Source organism: Serinibacter arcticus, assembly GCF_003121705.1.
Taxonomy (GTDB): domain Bacteria; phylum Actinomycetota; class Actinomycetes; order Actinomycetales; family Beutenbergiaceae; genus Litorihabitans.
The window spans coordinates 1,487,589-1,503,526 of record NZ_PYHR01000002.1 but is presented as its reverse complement, the minus strand read 5'-3'; the positions used below and the strand labels follow the sequence as shown (position 1 = coordinate 1,503,526).

At 74.3% G+C, this 15,938-nt stretch carries 12 protein-coding genes and 1 pseudogene; 10 read left to right on the top strand and 3 right to left on the bottom strand.

Annotation, left to right across the window (positions count from 1 at the left end):
- The first annotated feature begins 107 nt into the window (after nucleotides 1-107).
- A complete protein-coding gene (locus C8046_RS06850; protein WP_146197084.1) occupies nucleotides 108-1,142 on the top strand; it encodes an Acg family FMN-binding oxidoreductase in 1,035 nt (344 codons plus the stop codon).
- A gap of 113 nt (nucleotides 1,143-1,255) precedes the next feature.
- Here C8046_RS06850 and C8046_RS06845 read toward each other — a convergent pair whose 3' ends face one another.
- From C8046_RS06845 to C8046_RS06835, 3 genes are read right to left on the bottom strand one after another with little or no spacing between them, the layout of a single operon-like run.
- Complete coding sequence (locus tag C8046_RS06845; protein ID WP_109228788.1) at nucleotides 1,256-2,470, bottom strand: acetate/propionate family kinase; 1,215 nt, start codon at nucleotides 2,468-2,470, stop codon at nucleotides 1,256-1,258.
- Nucleotides 2,467-4,542 (bottom strand): phosphate acetyltransferase, encoded by a 2,076-nt coding sequence (gene pta / locus C8046_RS06840; RefSeq protein WP_235866189.1) that lies wholly within the window; start codon nucleotides 4,540-4,542, stop codon nucleotides 2,467-2,469. The genes C8046_RS06845 and pta overlap by 4 nt, the downstream gene beginning before the upstream one ends.
- Nucleotides 4,542-7,043, bottom strand: coding sequence for a phosphoketolase (locus C8046_RS06835; protein ID WP_109228786.1), 2,502 nt, complete (start codon nucleotides 7,041-7,043; stop codon nucleotides 4,542-4,544). The genes pta and C8046_RS06835 overlap by 1 nt, the downstream gene beginning before the upstream one ends.
- Before the next feature lie 329 nt (nucleotides 7,044-7,372).
- Here C8046_RS06835 and C8046_RS06830 point away from each other — a divergent pair, with 329 nt between their 5' ends.
- The 9 genes and pseudogenes from C8046_RS06830 to C8046_RS18380 all read left to right on the top strand — a co-directional run bounded on the left by C8046_RS06830 (nucleotide 7,373) and on the right by C8046_RS18380 (nucleotide 15,896).
- Nucleotides 7,373-8,230 (top strand): SURF1 family protein, encoded by an 858-nt coding sequence (locus C8046_RS06830; RefSeq protein WP_158277151.1) that lies wholly within the window; start codon nucleotides 7,373-7,375, stop codon nucleotides 8,228-8,230.
- Nucleotides 8,231-8,594: 364 nt separating this feature from the next.
- Complete coding sequence (locus C8046_RS06825) at nucleotides 8,595-8,795, top strand: hypothetical protein (RefSeq protein ID WP_199224409.1); 201 nt, start codon at nucleotides 8,595-8,597, stop codon at nucleotides 8,793-8,795.
- Between the two features lie 55 nt (nucleotides 8,796-8,850).
- Nucleotides 8,851-9,207 carry a cation:proton antiporter gene (locus C8046_RS06820; RefSeq protein WP_235866187.1) on the top strand — a complete coding sequence of 119 codons (357 nt, stop codon included), beginning with the start codon at nucleotides 8,851-8,853 and terminating at the stop codon, nucleotides 9,205-9,207.
- Nucleotides 9,204-10,154: a hydrogen gas-evolving membrane-bound hydrogenase subunit E gene (mbhE, locus tag C8046_RS06815; protein WP_109228784.1), complete on the top strand. Its 951-nt coding sequence runs from the start codon at nucleotides 9,204-9,206 to the stop codon at nucleotides 10,152-10,154. Before C8046_RS06820 ends, mbhE begins: the two co-directional genes overlap by 4 nt.
- Nucleotides 10,151-10,444: pseudogene (locus C8046_RS20195) on the top strand (NADH-quinone oxidoreductase subunit K); the annotation flags it as partial. The gene mbhE and the pseudogene C8046_RS20195, both read left to right, overlap by 4 nt.
- A 121-nt stretch (nucleotides 10,445-10,565) precedes the next feature.
- Nucleotides 10,566-12,053: a complex I subunit 5 family protein gene (locus C8046_RS06805; RefSeq protein WP_109228783.1), complete on the top strand. Its 1,488-nt coding sequence runs from the start codon at nucleotides 10,566-10,568 to the stop codon at nucleotides 12,051-12,053.
- The gene (locus C8046_RS06800; RefSeq protein WP_109230805.1) at nucleotides 12,050-13,564 is read left to right on the top strand and encodes a complex I subunit 5 family protein; all 1,515 of its coding nucleotides are present in this window, start codon (nucleotides 12,050-12,052) and stop codon (nucleotides 13,562-13,564) included. The genes C8046_RS06805 and C8046_RS06800 overlap by 4 nt, the downstream gene beginning before the upstream one ends.
- Complete coding sequence (locus C8046_RS06795; protein WP_109228782.1) at nucleotides 13,561-15,357, top strand: complex I subunit 5 family protein; 1,797 nt, start codon at nucleotides 13,561-13,563, stop codon at nucleotides 15,355-15,357. The genes C8046_RS06800 and C8046_RS06795 overlap by 4 nt, the downstream gene beginning before the upstream one ends.
- A gap of 23 nt (nucleotides 15,358-15,380) precedes the next feature.
- Nucleotides 15,381-15,896, top strand: coding sequence for a Na+/H+ antiporter subunit E (locus C8046_RS18380; protein WP_158277150.1), 516 nt, complete (start codon nucleotides 15,381-15,383; stop codon nucleotides 15,894-15,896).
- Nucleotides 15,897-15,938 lie beyond the last annotated feature (42 nt).

Below are 15,938 nucleotides of genomic sequence, written 5' to 3'. Positions count from 1 at the left end.
GTCGACCGGTCCGGCAGCGGGACCTTCGCCCCTGGGACGCGGCCCGGGGCGGTCCTAGCGTGAAGTGGTGGGCGATCGGCGCCCCGCACCTGACATCGGAGGGGTCCATGCTCGAGCGTGACCGCATCGTTTCCGCCCTCGAGGACGCCTCGTCGGCGCCGTCGATCCACAACAGCCAGCCGTGGCGGTTCCGGCTCGTCGGCTCCGGGGTGGAGGTCGTGCTCGACGCCTCGGTCACCCCGCGCACGGTCGACCCCGTCGGGCGCTGGGCGCTCGCCTCGATCGGCGCGGTGGTGGCCAACCTCGAGCTGGCGCTGACGGCCCGCACCGGTCGTGCCATCACCACCGCGTACCTGCCCGACGGCGGGGCGCCCGCCGGCGAGACCCGCGCGGGAGGGGCGGCCCACGACGGGCGCGTGCTCGCCGTCGTCACCCTGGGGGAGGTGGCCACGACCACCGCCGCGATGCACGCCGCCCGCCTCGCCGGCGCCATGGAGGAGCGCCGCACCACGCGCGGTCCGCTCCTGGGTGGCCCGCCGACGGACGAGGAGTGGGCCGAGATCAGGGCCGCCGTCGCCTTCTCGGGGGAGATCCTCGGAGCACCGGCGCCGTCGGCCCTCGTGCCGCAGCTGCTCGCGCTGACCGCACGGTCCGAGACGGAGCGCCAGGACTCCGGCGCCTACCTCGAGGAGATCCAGGCCTGGATGGCGGGCGCGGCCCGCGCCGGCACGGGCATCCCGCGCGGGGCTGTCGGGACGCCGGACGCCGACGGCCGGGTGCCGGTCCGGGACTTCACCCAGACGCCGCTCGGCTCGTCGGGCGACGGCGACGTGGTCGTCTTCGAGGACCCGCCGGCGCTGCTCGTGCTGCACTCGGGCTCGGACACCCCGCGCGACCAGCTCCTGGCCGGCTACGCGATGCAGCGAGCGATGCTCGAGGCCACGGTCCTCGGCCTCGGGGTCGGGGTGCTCGGTCAGGCGCTCGAGGAGCCCGCCTCCCGGGCCGAGTTCGACGCCGTCGCGTCGACCGCGCTGGGCGGCGCCGTCGTCGTGCACCAGGTGCTGCGCCTGGGCCACCCGCTCGGCGCCCCGACGCACGTCCCGACACCGCGCCGTCCGGTCGCGGAGCTGCTGCTGGGCTGAGCTGGTTCGGCCGGCGCACCAGGGACGACGAACGGGCGGCCGCCGGTCGAGATCCTCGCGGATCGACCGGTGACCGCCCGTCGGCGGAGCTGGTGGGACAGGAGCAGGTCGGGCTAGATGACCTCGAGCGCCTGCCGCGTGATCTCGAGCTCCTCGTTGGTGGGGAGCACGAGCACGGTGACCTTTGCGCCGTCGGGCGAGATGATCGTCGGCTCCTTGACCCGGCCGGCGTTGCGCTCCGGGTCGACGACGATGCCCCACTCCTCCAGGCCGGCGAGGGCGCCGGCGCGCACGACGTCGTCGTTCTCGCCGATGCCGGCGGTGAACGTGATGACGTCGAGGCGGCCGAGCTCGGCGTGGTAGGCGCCGACGTACTTCTTCAGGCGCAGCAGGTAGACGTCCAGCGCGAGCCGGGCCGCCTCGTCGCCCGCCTCGACGAGCGCGTGGAGCTCGCGCATGTCGGCGACGCCCGACAGGCCCTTGATGCCGGAGCGGCGGTTGAAGAGGTCGTCGATCTCGTCGACCGACATCCCGGCGTTGCGGTGCAGGTGGAACACGACGGCGGGGTCGATGTCGCCCGTCCGGGTCCCCATCACCAGGCCCTCGAGCGGCGTCAGCCCCATCGAGGTGTCAATCGCCCGACCGCCGCGCACGGCCGAGGCCGAGGCGCCGTTGCCGAGGTGCAGCACGATCTGGTGGAGGTCGGCGAGGTCGCGACCGAGGAACGCGGCCGCCTCCGTCGAGACGTACCTGTGCGACGTGCCGTGCGCGCCGTACCGGCGCACCTGGTGCGCCTGCGCGACCTCCGCGTTCAGGGCGTAGGTCGAGGCCGCCTCGGGGAGCGTGGCGAAGAAGGCCGTGTCGCAGACGGCGACGTGCGGCACGTCGGGCAGCAGCCGCCGCGCCACGCGGATGCCGGTGAGGTTGGCCGGGTTGTGCAGCGGCGCGAGCGGCGACAGCTCCTCGATGTCGGCCTCGACGGCGTCGTCCACGACGACGGCCCCGAGGAACCGCGTCCCGCCGTGCACCACGCGGTGCCCGACGGCGACGATCCCGGCACCGGAGAGCTGCGGGCCGAGCTCGGCGAACAGCCCGAGCACCACCTCGAGGGCGGCCGCGTGGTCGGCGATCGGGAGCTGGCGCTCCGTCTTCACCCCGCCCACCTCGTGCTTGACGCCGGAGAGGGCGTCGCCGACGCGGTCGACGATGCCGGAGGCCAGGGCCTCGCCCGAGGCGGCGTCGACGAGCTGGTACTTCAGCGAGGAGCTGCCGGAGTTGAGGACGAGGACCGAACGGGTCCCGGTCGTGGGCGTGGACTCGCCGGTCATGCGTCGCCTTCCGCGGACGCCGCGGCGTCCTGTGCCTGGATCGCGGTGATCGCGACCGTGGTGATGATGTCCTTCACGGTAGCTCCGCGCGAGAGGTCGTTGACCGGCTTGGCCAGGCCCTGGAGCACCGGTCCGACGGCGACGGCGCCGGCCGAGCGCTGGACCGCCTTGTAGGTGTTGTTGCCCGTGTTGAGGTCGGGGAAGATCAGCACCGTCGCCTGGCCCGCCACGGGCGAGCCCGGCATCTTGGAGGCGGCGACGCCCGGGTCGACCGCGGCGTCGTACTGGATCGGACCCTCGACGACCAGCTCGGGGGCGCGCTGGCGCACGAGCTCCGTGGCGGTTCGCACCTTCTCCACGTCCGCGCCGCTGCCCGACTCCCCGGTGGAGTAGGAGAGCATCGCGATCCGCGGCTCGACGCCGAACTGGACCGCGGAGCGGGCCGAGGAGATCGCGATGTCGGCGAGCTGCTCGGCGTCGGGGTCGGGGTTGACCGCGCAGTCGGCGTAGACGAGCACCTTGTCCGCGAGGCACATGAAGAAGCACGACGACACGATCGAGACGCCCGGAGAGGTCTTGATCGTCTCGAACGACGGCTTGATCGTGTGCGCGGTCGTGTGCTGGGCGCCGGAGACCATGCCGTCGGCGAGCCCCAGGTGCACCATGAGCGTGCCGAAGTAGGAGACGTCGACGACGATCTCCCGCGCCCGCTCGACCGTCATGCCCTTGTGCTCGCGCAGCGTGGCGTACTCCTGCGCGAACGTCTCGAGCAGCTCGGACGTGGCCGGGTCCAGCACGGTGGCCGCGGAGATGTCCAGGCCGAGCTCGACGGCGCGCTGGCGCACCGTCGCCTCGACGCCCAGGATCGTCAGGTCCGCGACGCCGCGCGACAGCACGGTGCTGGCCGCGCGGAGCACCCGGTCGTCCGTGCCCTCCGGCAGCACGATGTGACGCCGCTCGGCCCGGGCGCGCTCGTAGAGCATGTGCTCGAACATCAGCGGCGTGACGACCTTCGACGGCTCGACGGACAGGGCCGCGAGGATCGCGTCGCCGTCCACGTTCGCCTCGAAGGAGCTGCGCGCGAGCTCGATCTTGCGCTGCGAGCCGTTGCTCAGCACGCCGCGGGTCCCCGCGACCGCCTTGGCGGCCGTGAAGGTCCCCAGGTCGGTGCGCAGGATCGGCAGGCGCTGGCCGAGGCTGCCGACCAGGCGGGCGATCTGGGGCTGGAGGTCGAACCCGCCGTTGATCGCGACGCCCGCGAGGGTCGGGAAGTCGCCGGCCGCGTGCGCCGCGAGCAGCGCGACGATCGCGTCGCCGCGGTCGGCCGGCGTGATGACGAACGAGCCCTCCTTGAGCCGGTCGAGGAGGTGGTCGATGCCCATCGCCCCGACGAGCATGTGCTCGGCCTCGCGGTCGAGCAGCTCCTCCTCGCCGGCGACGAGCTCGCCGTCGAGCGCCTTCATGAGGTCGCGCACCGAGGGCGCCGCCAGCAGCGGGATCTCGGGGAACACCCACACGGGCGCATCGCCGGAGACCTCGGTCCGGTAGGCGTCGAGGTTCTCGGGGTCGGCCATGTTGACCACCACGCCGGCGACGGCCGCGTGGTGCGAGGCGAGCTCGCCCACCGCGACCTCGCTGATCTGCTTCACCTGGGCCGGGGTGCGGCCCTGGGCGCCGAGCACGAGGACGACCGGCGACCCGAGGTTGGCCGCGACGCGGGCGTTGAACGCCAGCTCGGTCGGGCCGGCGACGTCGGTGTAGTCCGAGCCGACGACGACGAGCACCTCGCACTGCTCGCCGAGCGCGCGGGCCTTGGTGAGGATCGTGTCGAGCGCGGCGTCCGGGTCGGCGTGGACCTGGTCGTAGGTGACGCCGATGCACGCGTCGTAGTCGAGCTCCACGCCGTCGTGCTTCAGCAGCAGCTCGAGCACGCGGTCCTCACCGTGCGCGGCGACGACGGGGCGGAACACCCCGACGCGCTGCACGCGGGCCGTGAACAGGTCCAGCAGGCCGAGCGCGATCGTCGACTTGCCGACGTTCCCCTCGGGGGAGGCCAGGTAGACCGAGCGCATCACTCGTTGTCCCCACCGGTCGCGGCCGTCGCCCGCACGGAGCCCGCGTCCGCGAGATCACCCGCGTCGGGCCAGACCCAGTCGGCCACCTCCGGCAGGTCCTCGCCGTGGGTGCGCGTGTACTCGCGCGCCTCGATCCGCTTGTCCTCCATGCGCTGGCGCAGACCGGCGTAGCGGGCGGCCAGACCGGGGACGCGGTCGATCGTGTCGATGACCAGCTTGTAGCGGTCGAGGTCGTTGAGCATCACCATGTCGAAGGGCGTCGTCGTGGTGCCCTCCTCCTTGTAGCCGCGCACGTGCAGGTTGCCGTGGTTGGTGCGGCGGTAGGTGAGGCGGTGGATCAGCCACGGGTAGCCGTGGTAGGCGAAGATCACCGGCTTGTCGGTGGTGAAGATGCCGTCGAAGTCGCGGCTCGACAGCCCGTGCGGGTGCTCGGTGGAGTCCATGAGTCGCATCAGGTCGACGACGTTGACCACGCGCACGGCCAGGTCCGGGACGTGCCGGCGCAGCAGGTCGGCGGCGGCCAGGGTCTCCACCGTCGGCACGTCGCCGGCGCACGCCAGGACGACGTCGGGCTCCTCGCCGTCGGTCTCCGTGCCTGCCCACTCCCAGATGCCGAGGCCGCGCGTGCAGTGCGCGACGGCCTGGTCCATCGTGAGGAACTGCGGGGCGGGCTGCTTGCCGGCGACGACGACGTTGACGTAGTCGCGGCTGCGCAGGCAGTGGTCGTAGGTCGACAGCAGCGTGTTGGCGTCCGGCGGCAGGTAGACCCGCACGACCTCGGGCTTCTTGTTGACCACGTGGTCGATGAAGCCGGGGTCCTGGTGGCTGAAGCCGTTGTGGTCCTGGCGCCAGACGTGGCTGGAGAGCAGGTAGTTCAGCGAGCCGATCGGCTGGCGCCACGGGATCTCGCGCGTCACCTTGAGCCACTTGGCGTGCTGGTTGAGCATCGAGTCGATGATGTGGATGAACGCCTCGTAGCAGTTGAACAGGCCGTGGCGCCCGGTGAGCAGGTAGCCCTCGAGCCAGCCCTGGCACTGGTGCTCCGACAGCATCTCGACGACGCGGCCGCTGGGGGAGAGGTGCTCGTCGGTGTCCGCGCCCTCGATCAGCGAGGCGTTCCAGACCTTGTCGGTCTCGGCGAACACGGCCTGGAGGCGGTTGGAGGCCGTCTCGTCCGGCCCGAAGATGCGGAAGTTCTCCGGGTTGAGGCGGATGACCTCCGTCAGCCACTGGCCGAGCACCTTGGTGCTCTCGGCGATCGACCCGCCGGGGGCGGGGACGTCGACGGCGAAGTCGCGGAAGTCGGGCAGGCGCAGGTCGCGCAGCAGCGCGCCGCCGTTCGCGTGCGGGCTCGCGCTCATCCGCTTCTTCCCGGACGGTGCGAGCGCGGCGACGTCGGCGTCCAGCCGACCCTCGTCGTCGAACAGCTCCTGCGCGCCGTAGGAGGCCAGCCAGTCGGCGAGCACCTGGAGGTGCTCCGGGGTGTCGCGGGCGCTCGCGAGCGGCACCTGGTGGGCGCGCCAGGAGTCCTCGGCCTTCTTGCCGTCGATGATCTCGGGGCAGGTCCAGCCCTTCGGCGTGCGGAAGATGATCATCGGCCACATCGGGCGGGTGGTGTCGCCCGCGGCGGCACGGGCCTTGATGGCGACGATCTCGTCGAGGACCTCGTCCAGCAGCGCGGCGTAGCGGCCGTGGATGGAGACGTGGTCCTCGTCGTCGAACCCGGCGACGAACTCGTACGGCGTGTGGCCGTAGCCGCGCATGAGGTCGTGCAGCTCGTCGTCACCGATGCGCGCGAGCACGGTCGGGTTGGCGATCTTGTACCCGTTGAGGTGAAGGACCGGCAGCACGACACCGTCGGTGGCCGGGTTGACGAACTTGTTGGAGTGCCAGGACGTGGCCAGCGGGCCGGTCTCGGCCTCGCCGTCGCCGACGACGGCCAGCACCAGCAGGTCCGGGTTGTCGAACGCAGCGCCGTAGGCGTGGCTGAGCGCGTAGCCCAGCTCGCCTCCCTCGTGGATCGAGCCAGGGGTCTCCGGGGCCACGTGGCTCGGGATGCCGCCGGGGAAGGAGAACTGACGGAACAGCCGGCGCAGACCCTCGGTGTCCTGGGTGATGTCGGAGTACGTCTCGGTGTACGTGCCCTCGAGGTAGGAGTTCGCGACGAGGCCCGGACCGCCGTGGCCGGGGCCGGTGATGTAGATCGCGTCGACGTCGCGCTCGGTGATCGCGCGGTTCATGTGCGCGTAGAGGAAGTTGAGGCCGGGCGTGGTGCCCCAGTGGCCGAGCAGACGAGGCTTCACGTCGTCGCGGTCGAGCGGGGTGGCCAGCAGGGGGTTGGCCAGGAGGTAGATCTGTCCCACGGAGAGGTAGTTGGCGGCGCGCCACCACTTGTCGATGCGTTCGAGGGTCGCTGTCGCGAGCGGGGCGGAGTCGGGGCGGGGCTGCCACCCCGGTGCGGTCGGTGTCGCGTGGGTGGTGTCAGGAGCCGTGGCCATGCTCTCTAGAGTGCCCTGTTTCCCCGATGGGGCGAGGGCCCTACGTCCCTCGTGGTCGGTGGATCTGCGGCACGGCTCCGCAGCTGTGAGGGTTCTCACGGTGGCACCGCGGTCCCGGGCTGCGCGTCGGGCGGGCGGGTGGCTCGGCGGCCGGGCGTGCGACGGCGACGGCGGTCGGGTCGCCAGGGCCGTCGCCGCCCTCGCTCCCTGCGGACGGGGCGACGGCGCCTGTCCCGGACCCGGTCGTGCCGCCCGCCCGGGCCTCGACGCCCCGGGCACCGCGCCGCTCGCGGGCGATGCGGTCGCGGCTCGCGACGTACCCTGGGATCGTGACCCACGACGCCCCGATCGCGCCCCTCGCGTCGGGGCGCCCCGGCCTGCGGGAGCTGCGCGAGGCGGCGCTGACCCCCCGGATGCTGGGCATCCTCGCGCTCATCGTCGCCGCCGCGATCGTGTGCGCCAACCTCGGCGCCTGGCAGATCGACCGCGCCTTCGAGCGGGCCGACGCCGCGCGGGCGGCCGAGGCCGCCGCGCTCTCCGACGCCGCGCCGGACGCGCTGACCGAGGTCCTCGAGCCCGGCGCGCACGTGATGGGGGCGATGGTCGGTCACCCCTACGAGGTCACCGGCACCTTCGACCCCGCCGGCGAGGTGCTCGTGCCGGACCGCCTCGTGGACGGCGAGTCCGGCTACCTGGTCGTCACCCCGCTGCGGGTCGACGGCACCGACGCCTGGCTCGCCGTCGTGCGCGGGTGGAGCGCATCGGCCGAGGGCCTCCCGCCGGCGCCGCCGGAGCCGGTCACGCTCACCGGCGCGATCACGGCGGGCGAGGCCTTCGAGAACCTCGCGCTCCCCGCCGGTCAGGTCGACTCGATCAGCCCCGCCTACTTCGCCGGGACCTGGGGACTGCCGATCTACAACGCCTACCTCGTGCCCGACGCCGAGAGCACCGCCGCCCTCGGCGGGCTCGCTGTCGTCCCCGCCCCGTCGCTCGACGGCGGGACGGGGGTCGACCTGCGCAACCTCGCCTACGCGGTCCAGTGGTACGTGTTCGGCGGGTTCGCGCTGTTCGTCTGGTACCGGCTGGTGCGCGACGACGTGCTCGCGCGGCGCGAGGACGCGCAGGCGGCGCTCGCGGCCCCCGCGGCCGCGGGTGGCGGCGGGACGCCGGAGCGCCCCGAGGCCTGACGGCCTTGCGCCTTACGGCCTGACGGGCCGACACCCAGACGCCCGGACACCCGATGTCGGTACCCGGGCCCAACGCCTACGGACCGTCATACCCGGGCATCCGGTCGGCGGACGGGACCGGTGAGGTCGGCGGGCTGAACGCGCTCGACCCCGTGGTCCGGCGCCGTCGTGCGCGGCCCGTACGAGTCCCCAGCGAACGCTGATCGCGGCTCGCGCGCACGGGTGACGCCCGACCGTTGCACTGTTGAACTGTTCGTCTCGGTACGATAGGAGCTGGACCTGGGGCCCGCTCGACACGCTTCTCGCGACGGCCTCATCGACGATGCAGCGCGCCGATGGGCCGGCCCGAGGAGGTGGCAGACACGTGGACGCCGTGGACGTGGCCATGACGGCTGCCGCCGTCGTGCTCCTGCTCTGCGTGCTCGCCGGACTCTGGCGGGCGGCCCGGGGGCCCACCACGCGCGACCGCCTCACCGCCTTCGTCCTGCTGGGCACCACCGGCACCGCGCTGCTGATCGTTCTCGCCTCCGCCACCGGGGCCCCGCGCTGCGCGACACCGCCCTGACCGTCGTCGCCCTCGCCACCGTGGTCGTGCTCGTCCTCCTCGCTCGGCGTCGCCCGTGACCGCCGCCCTGACCGTCGCGGCGGACGTGCTCGTGGTGACGCTCCTCGCCGTCGGCACCCTGTTCGTGGTCGTCGGCACGGTCGGCCTGCTGCGCTTCCCCGACCTCGCGACCCGCCTGCACGCCGTGGCGAAGGCCGACAACCTCGGGCTCGGGCTCATCGTCGCGGCGCTCACGCTGCACGCCGTCGCGGGAGGCGGCGACGGCTGGGGCGTGGCCGCGAAGCTCGTGCTGATCTGGCTGCTCGCCCTGCTGGCGACGGCGGCGAACAGCCACCTGCTCGCGCGCCGCGAGGAGAGCGACGAGCCCGCCGGGCACGACGGCGCCGGAGAATCCGACGGCGGCTCCTCGTGATCGCCGCGGACGTCGGCGTGCTCGACCTCGCCCTGCTGCTCGCCGTGCTCGTCGTGGCCGTGGTGGCGGTCGTCGCACCGCGGCGCACGGCCGCGACCTCGGCGTTCCTCGTGTTCGGCATCGTCGCGGCCGTGCTGTGGGCCCGGCTCGGGGCGCCCGACGTCGCGCTCGCCGAGGCGGCCCTCGGCGGCGGGGTCGCGGGCGCGCTGCTCGTCGACGCGATCGCCGACCGCCGACCACCGGTGCCCGCGGCGGGGACCGGAGCTCGCCGTCGCGTCCTGGTGGTCGGCGCGCTCGCGGGCGCCGCGACGGCGGTGGCGCTCGGCGTCGCCGTCAGCGCGCTGCCGGCCGAGCGCAGCCCGCTCGCCGACGACGTCGCCGCCGCGATGCCCGACTCCGGGGTGGAGCACCCCGTCACGGCCGTGCTGCTCAACTTCCGCTCCTACGACACGCTGCTCGAGATCGCCGTGCTGGTCGCCGCGGCGGTCGGGGTGACCGGTCTCGCCCGACGGCGCGTGCCCGCCCCCGCGGCGCCCTCGCCCGCCGTGCGCGTGCTCGCCGTCGTGCTGCTGCCCGTGCTCGCCCTGCTGAGCACGTGGCTGCTGGTGGCGGGCACCACGCGCCCCGGCGGTGCGTTCCAGGCGGGCGCGCTGCTGGGCGCCGCGCTCGTCGTGGCCCACCTCGCAGGGGTGCGGATCGCCGGACCGCGCGGCCGGATCGGGGCGGTCGCGGTGGTGGCCGGGCTGCTCGCCTTCCTCGTCCTCGCCGGCGCGACGGCGGTCACCGCGGGCGGGTGGCTCGTGCTCGAGGCGTCCGTCGCCGGCGCGCTCATCCTGGCCGTGGAGACCCTGCTCGCCCTCAGCATCGCCGCCGGGCTCGCGGCCATGTTCCTGGCCGCCGGGGCCGACACCGACCTCGAGGTCGCCACACCGGGGGGCGCCTCGTGACCCTCGTCCAGCTCACCCTGCTCACGGGGGTCGCCGTGCTCGTCGTCGGGCTGCTCGGGCACCTCCTGGTGCGCGACCACGTCCGCCGGATCGTCGCCCTCAACGTCGCCTCCGGCGGCGTGATGATGGTGCTCCTCGCGCTGGCGCTGCGGGGAACCGGGGGCTCGGAGGCGGGCTCGGACGCGGGCGCCGTCGCGGAGGCAGGACCGGACCCCGTGCCGCAGGCGCTCGTGCTCACCGGCATCGTCATCATGGCCGCGGTGACGGCGCTCGCCCTCACGCTCGCGCGCCGGGTCCGCGCGGCGGGCGAGGAGGACGAGGACCTCGACGACGACGGCGAGGCCGGCGACACGGACGGGGACGGCGAGGCCGACGGGACCGACGCCGCCGCCGAGCCCGGGGGAGTTCCTCGTGACCGCCGCCCTCCTGCCGCTCCTCGTGCTGGCGCCGATCGCCGTCGCCGCCGTCCTCGCCGTCCTGCCCGAGCGCGCGCGCCCCGCCGTCGCGATCGCGGGGGTGCTCGCGACCTCCGCCGTCGCTGTCGCCGTCGTCCTCGACGTCGCCCGGAACGGCCCCGTGGAGCTCGTGCTGGCCGGGTGGGACCTCCCGCTCGGCATCGCGCTGCGGGCCGACGCGCTCGCCGCGGCCTTCCTCGGACTGACCGCCGTGGTGGGGCCCGCGGTGACGATCTACGCCACCGGCCACGAGAAGGTCCGCGGCGGGCCGGCGTTCTGGCCGCTGTGGCTGTTCCTGCTCGGCGCCCTCAACGGCGTCTGGATCGCGGGCGACCTGTTCAACGCCTACGTGACGCTCGAGCTGGTGACGGTCGCCGCCGTCTCGCTCGTCGCGCTCGGCGGAAGCGGGGCGGCGGGAGCGGCGCTGCGGTACCTGTTCGTCGCCGTCGTCGGCTCGCTTCTGTTCCTGCTCGCCGTCGCCCTCGTCTACGGCGAGACCGGCACGCTCGACATGGTCCGCGCGGGCGAGGGCATGGCCGACAGCCCGCTGCTCCCGGTGGTGCTGGTGCTGTGCGCCGTCGGCCTCGGGGCCAAGCTCGCGCTCGTCCCGCTGCACTCGTGGCTGCCCGTGGCCCACCCCGCAGCCCCGGCGGCGGTCAGCGCCGTGCTCTCGGCGCTCGTGATCAAGGCCTCGCTCGTGGTGCTGCTGCGCGTGTGGTTCACGCTCGCTCCAGGCACCCCGGCCGCGGCCCGCGTCGGCACGGTCGTGGCGGCGTTCGGCGCGCTCGCCGTCGTGTGGGGCGCGGTGATGGCGCTGCGACGGCGGCGCCTGAAGCAGATCGTCGCCTACTCCACGGTCTCGCAGGTGGGCTACCTCGTGCTCGTGCTGGCGCTGGCCTCCCCGCTCGACGGCGTGATCGACGACGCCGCGGTCGCCGGCTGGACCGGAGGCGTGCTGATCGCGCTCGCGCACGGCCTGGCGAAGGCCGCGATGTTCCTCGCCGCCGGGACCCTCGCCCTCGCCTACGGGAGCGACCGCCTCGCGGGGCTGCGGGGCGCGGTGACGCGGATGCCGATGACGGTGGCGGCGCTCGGCGTCGCCGGCGTCAGCCTGGCGGGGCTGCCCCCGACCTTCGGCTTCGTCCCCAAGTGGCAGCTCCTGAGCTCCTCGATCGCCTCGGACGAGTGGTGGTGGTTCGTGCCGCTGCTCGTCGGCGGGCTGCTCGCGTTCGCCTACACGGCGGTGATGGTGCGGGCGACGTTCAACGTCCCCGGCGACGACGACGTGCCGACGCCGCAGCGCGTGAGCGCCGTGCTCAGCGTGACGCCGTTCGTGCTCGCGGTCCTCGCCGTCGTGCTCGGCCTGGCCGCCGCCCCGCTGGCGGAGCTGATCGGCTCGGGCTACCCCGGCTCCGTCCTCGACCCCGCGGCAGGTGCGCGATGAACCCCGACGCGACCGTCACCACCAGCGCGATCCCCTACCTCGTGCTGCTGGCGTCGCTGCTCCCCGCCCTCGTGATCTTCTCTCTCCGCGAGTCCCAGGTGCGCACCCGGACCGCGATCAACCTGGGCGCCGCGCTGGTGAAGCTCGCGCTCGTCATCAGCCTGATCCCGCCCGTGGTCGCCGGCGAGAAGCAGCGGGCGGCCTTCGAGTGGGTGCCCGGGCTCGACATCGTGCTCGTGACCGACTCCTTCGGCCTGTTCTTCGGGGCGCTCTCGGCGGCGCTCTGGCTCGTCACCACGATCTACGCGATCGGCTACCTCGAGGGGTCGCCCAACCGCAGCCGGTTCTTCGGCTTCTTCAGCCTCTGCGTCACCGCCACCGCCGGCATCGGTCTGGCGGGCAACCTGCTGACGTTCCTGATCTTCTTCGAGATGCTCACGCTCGTGACCTACCCGCTGGTCGCGCACCGCGGCACCAGCGGGGCGTTCGCGGGGGCCCGCACGTACCTGACCTACACGCTCACCGGCGGCGTGGTCCTGCTGGCGGGGATCGTCTGGCTGACGGCCGAGGTCGGCCCGGTCGAGTTCACCTCCGGCGGCGTCGAGGCCGTCGCGCAGCTCGCCCGCGACGAGCCGGTCACGGCGACGGCGATCGCCACGATGATGCTGATCGGCGTCGCCGTGAAGGCCGCGATCTTTCCGCTGCACGGCTGGCTGCCCGCGGCCATGGTCGCGCCGGCCCCGGTGAGCGCGCTGCTGCACGCCGTCGCCGTCGTCAAGGCCGGGGCCTTCGGGATCGTGCGGGTGGTGCACGACGTCTTCGGCGCCGCCCTGCTGGCGCAGCTCGGGGTGCTGACGGTCCTCGCGGTGATGGCGGCGTTCACGATCGTCTACGGGTCCGTGCGGGCCCTGGCGCAGGACGACCTGAAGAAACGGCTCGCCTACTCCACGGTCTCCCAGCTCTCCTACGTCGCCCTCGGCGCGGCGCTGCTCAGCCCGCTCGCGCTCGCCGGGGCGCTCGTCCACATCGTCAACCAGGGAGTCATGAAGATCACGCTGTTCTTCTGCGCCGGGCTGTTCGCCGAGGAGCTCAAGGTCAGCCGGGTCAGCGAGCTCGCGGGCGTCGGCCGCCGCCTGCCCCTCGCGGGCGCCGCCTTCACCGTCGCGGCGCTCGGGATGATGGGTCTCCCGCCGTTGGCCGGCTTCGTCTCGAAGTGGGCGCTCGGCACGGGCGCGCTCGACGCCGGCGACGCCTGGGTCGTGCCCGTCCTGCTGACCAGCACCGTCCTGAACGCCGGCTACTTCCTGCCCGTCGTCTACCGGCTGTGGGCGCTGCCGCCGGACGCGGACGCGGCCTGGGCCGACGAGCGTCCGCGTCGCGGGGCACCCCTGGCGCTCCTCGCGCCGCCCGTCGTGACGGCGGTGCTCACCGTCGTCCTCGGCGTCACCGCGGGGCTGTCGTACTCGCCCTGGTCGCTGGCCCAGATCATCGCCGGGCAGGCGTTCCCGTGACGGCCGCCGCCTCGCAGGACGTCCTGTGGGTCGCCGTCGTCGGCGTCCCGCTGCTCGTCGCCGCCCTCATCGGCGTCACCGGCCGGGCACGGACGCCGCGGACGGCGTCGGTGCACGCCGGGCTCGGTCGCTGGGCCTGGCTCGCCGCCGTCCCCGCCGGGCTGCTCGCGCTCCTGGGCGACGACGCCGTGCACCGCGCCGACTGGTTCCTGCTCGGATCGAGCGCGCGGCTGGACGATCTGGGGCGCCCCCTCGTGGGGCTCGCGGCGGCGCTCTACGCCCTCGCCCTCGCGTTCGTGCCCCGCGCGAAGACCCGGCGGCCCGAGGTGCTGAGCGCGTTCCTGCTGCTGTGCCTGGTCGGCAACGTCGGCGTCTTCGTGGCCGACGACGTCGTGACGTTCTACCTGTGCTTCACGCTCGTGAGCTTCGTCGGGTACGCGGCCGTCATCCACACCGGCACCTCCCTCTCGCGTCGGGCCGGGAGCATCTACCTCGTCCTGACCGTGCTCGGCGAGGCCGCCGTGCTCGGCGCGCTGCTCCTGGTGGCCGCCGCCGGGGCGACGACGGTGGCCGACGTGCCGGGAGCGGTGGCGGACTCGCCGTCGGGCGGGCTGATCGTGGGGCTCCTGATCGCCGGGTTCGGCGTGAAGGCGGGTACCGTGCCGCTGCACGTGTGGCTGCCGCTGGCCCACCCCGCGGCGCCCACGCCCGCGAGCGCCGTGCTCTCCGGCGTCATGCTCAAGGCCGGCCTGATCGGCTGGCTCCGGTTCCTCCCGCTGGGCGAGGGCGACGGCGAGCCCGGCTGGGGCTCCCTGCTCCTGCTGCTGGCGCTGGTCGGCGGCTTCCTGGCGGTGCCGGTGGGGCTGCTGCAGGACGACCCGAAGGTGGTGCTCGCGTACAGCAGCATCAGCCAGATGGGGTTCATCACGGCGCTCGTGGGGGCGGCCCTGATCGAGCCCGACCTCGCGGCCGCGTGCGCGCTGGCCGCGGTCGTCTACGCCGTGCACCACGGGCTGGTGAAGGGGGCGCTGTTCCTCGGGGTCCAGGCGTGGGACGCGGAGCGGCTGCCGCGCCGCGTGGTGGCGACCGCGATGGCGGTCGCGGGCGCCTCGCTGGCCGGGCTGCCCCTCACCAGCGGTTTCGTGGCCAAGTACGTGGCCAAGGAGGCGGTGGGCGACGCCGTCGTCCCGTTCACCGCGCTGCCGCTCGCGGACGTGCTCCCGCTCATCGGGCTCGGGTCGACGCTGCTGCTGGTGCGCCTCGCCGTCGTGATGCGACGGCGCGAGCGCGACGTGCGCCCGACGCCCCTCACGCGCGACGTCGCGTGGGTCGCCCTGTGCGTGGGGGCAGTGGTGCCGGTCACGGTGCTCGCGCAGCGTCACGCCGACGTGCTGTCGGTGCCCGGTCTGCTGGATCCCGCGGCGCTGGGCGCGCAGACGTGGCCGGTGGTCGCCGGGCTCGCGCTCGGCGCCGCGGCCGTCGTGCTGGCGGCGCGTCCCCGCTTCGCCGACTCGCGGCTCGCGCACCCGCGCGGCGACCTCGTGCCGCCGGGCGACGTCGTGGCCGTCGAGGAGCGCGCGGTCCGCGCCGCGGTGCGGGCGACGGAGTCGGCCTTCCGAGGGCTGGGCCGGGCCCGGGCCCGCGCGGGGGAGCGGATCGCGGCGGGACCGCGACCCTCGGCGCTGCTCGAGCGGGCGCAGGGCGCGGTCGGCACGTGGATCGGCTCGGGGCTGCTCCTCCTGGTCGCCGCCGCGGTGGCGCTGGTGTGGGCCGTCGGACGGGGCGCGTCGTGAGCGCGGACAGGGGAGGAGCAGGCGTGGGACGACCGGGCGTGACGGTGTGGCTGAGGTCCGTGGCGGTGCGCGCGGTGCTGCTCGCGCTCCTCTGGATCGCCGTCACCGAGGCCGACGCCTCGCCGGGCTACGCGCCGGTCGCCGTGGCGGTCGCCACCGCCGTCAGCCTCGTCGTGACCGGGGGGCCGGGATCGCCGGCCCCCGGGCGGGCGAGCGCGCTGCGACGGACCGGCCGCGCGCTCGCGCTGGCCGGCTGGGTGGCGGGGCGATCGGTGGTGGGCGGGATCGACGTCGCCCGCCGGGCGCTCAGGCTGCCCCGGACCGACATCGATCCGGTCTGGACCACCTACACCTGCTCGCTGCCGGGCGAGACCTCGCGGATCGTCTTCGCGTTCGTCCTCAACCTGATGCCCGGCACGCTCTCGGCCCGACTCCACGGGCCGGGGCGCGACGTGCTGGACGTCCACGTGATCAGCCGCGAGCTCGACGTCGAGTCCTCCGCCGCCGAGCTCGAGCGCCGCATCGCCGGACTCCTCTGACGCGTCCCGGCCGGCGAGACCGGCCCCCTGCTGACGGTCCCG

Bases quoted from the DNA above. Each gene is read 5' to 3' on its own strand.
- C8046_RS06850 (WP_146197084.1), top strand. From the start codon at position 108: ATGCTCGAGCGTGACCGCATCGTTTCCGCCCTCGAGGACGCCTCGTCG.
- C8046_RS06845 (WP_109228788.1), bottom strand. From the start codon at position 2,470: ATGACCGGCGAGTCCACGCCCACGACCGGGACCCGTTCGGTCCTCGTC.
- pta (WP_235866189.1), bottom strand. From the start codon at position 4,542: ATGCGCTCGGTCTACCTGGCCTCCCCCGAGGGGAACGTCGGCAAGTCG.
- C8046_RS06835 (WP_109228786.1), bottom strand. From the start codon at position 7,043: ATGGCCACGGCTCCTGACACCACCCACGCGACACCGACCGCACCGGGG.
- C8046_RS06800 (WP_109230805.1), top strand. From the start codon at position 12,050: ATGAACCCCGACGCGACCGTCACCACCAGCGCGATCCCCTACCTCGTG.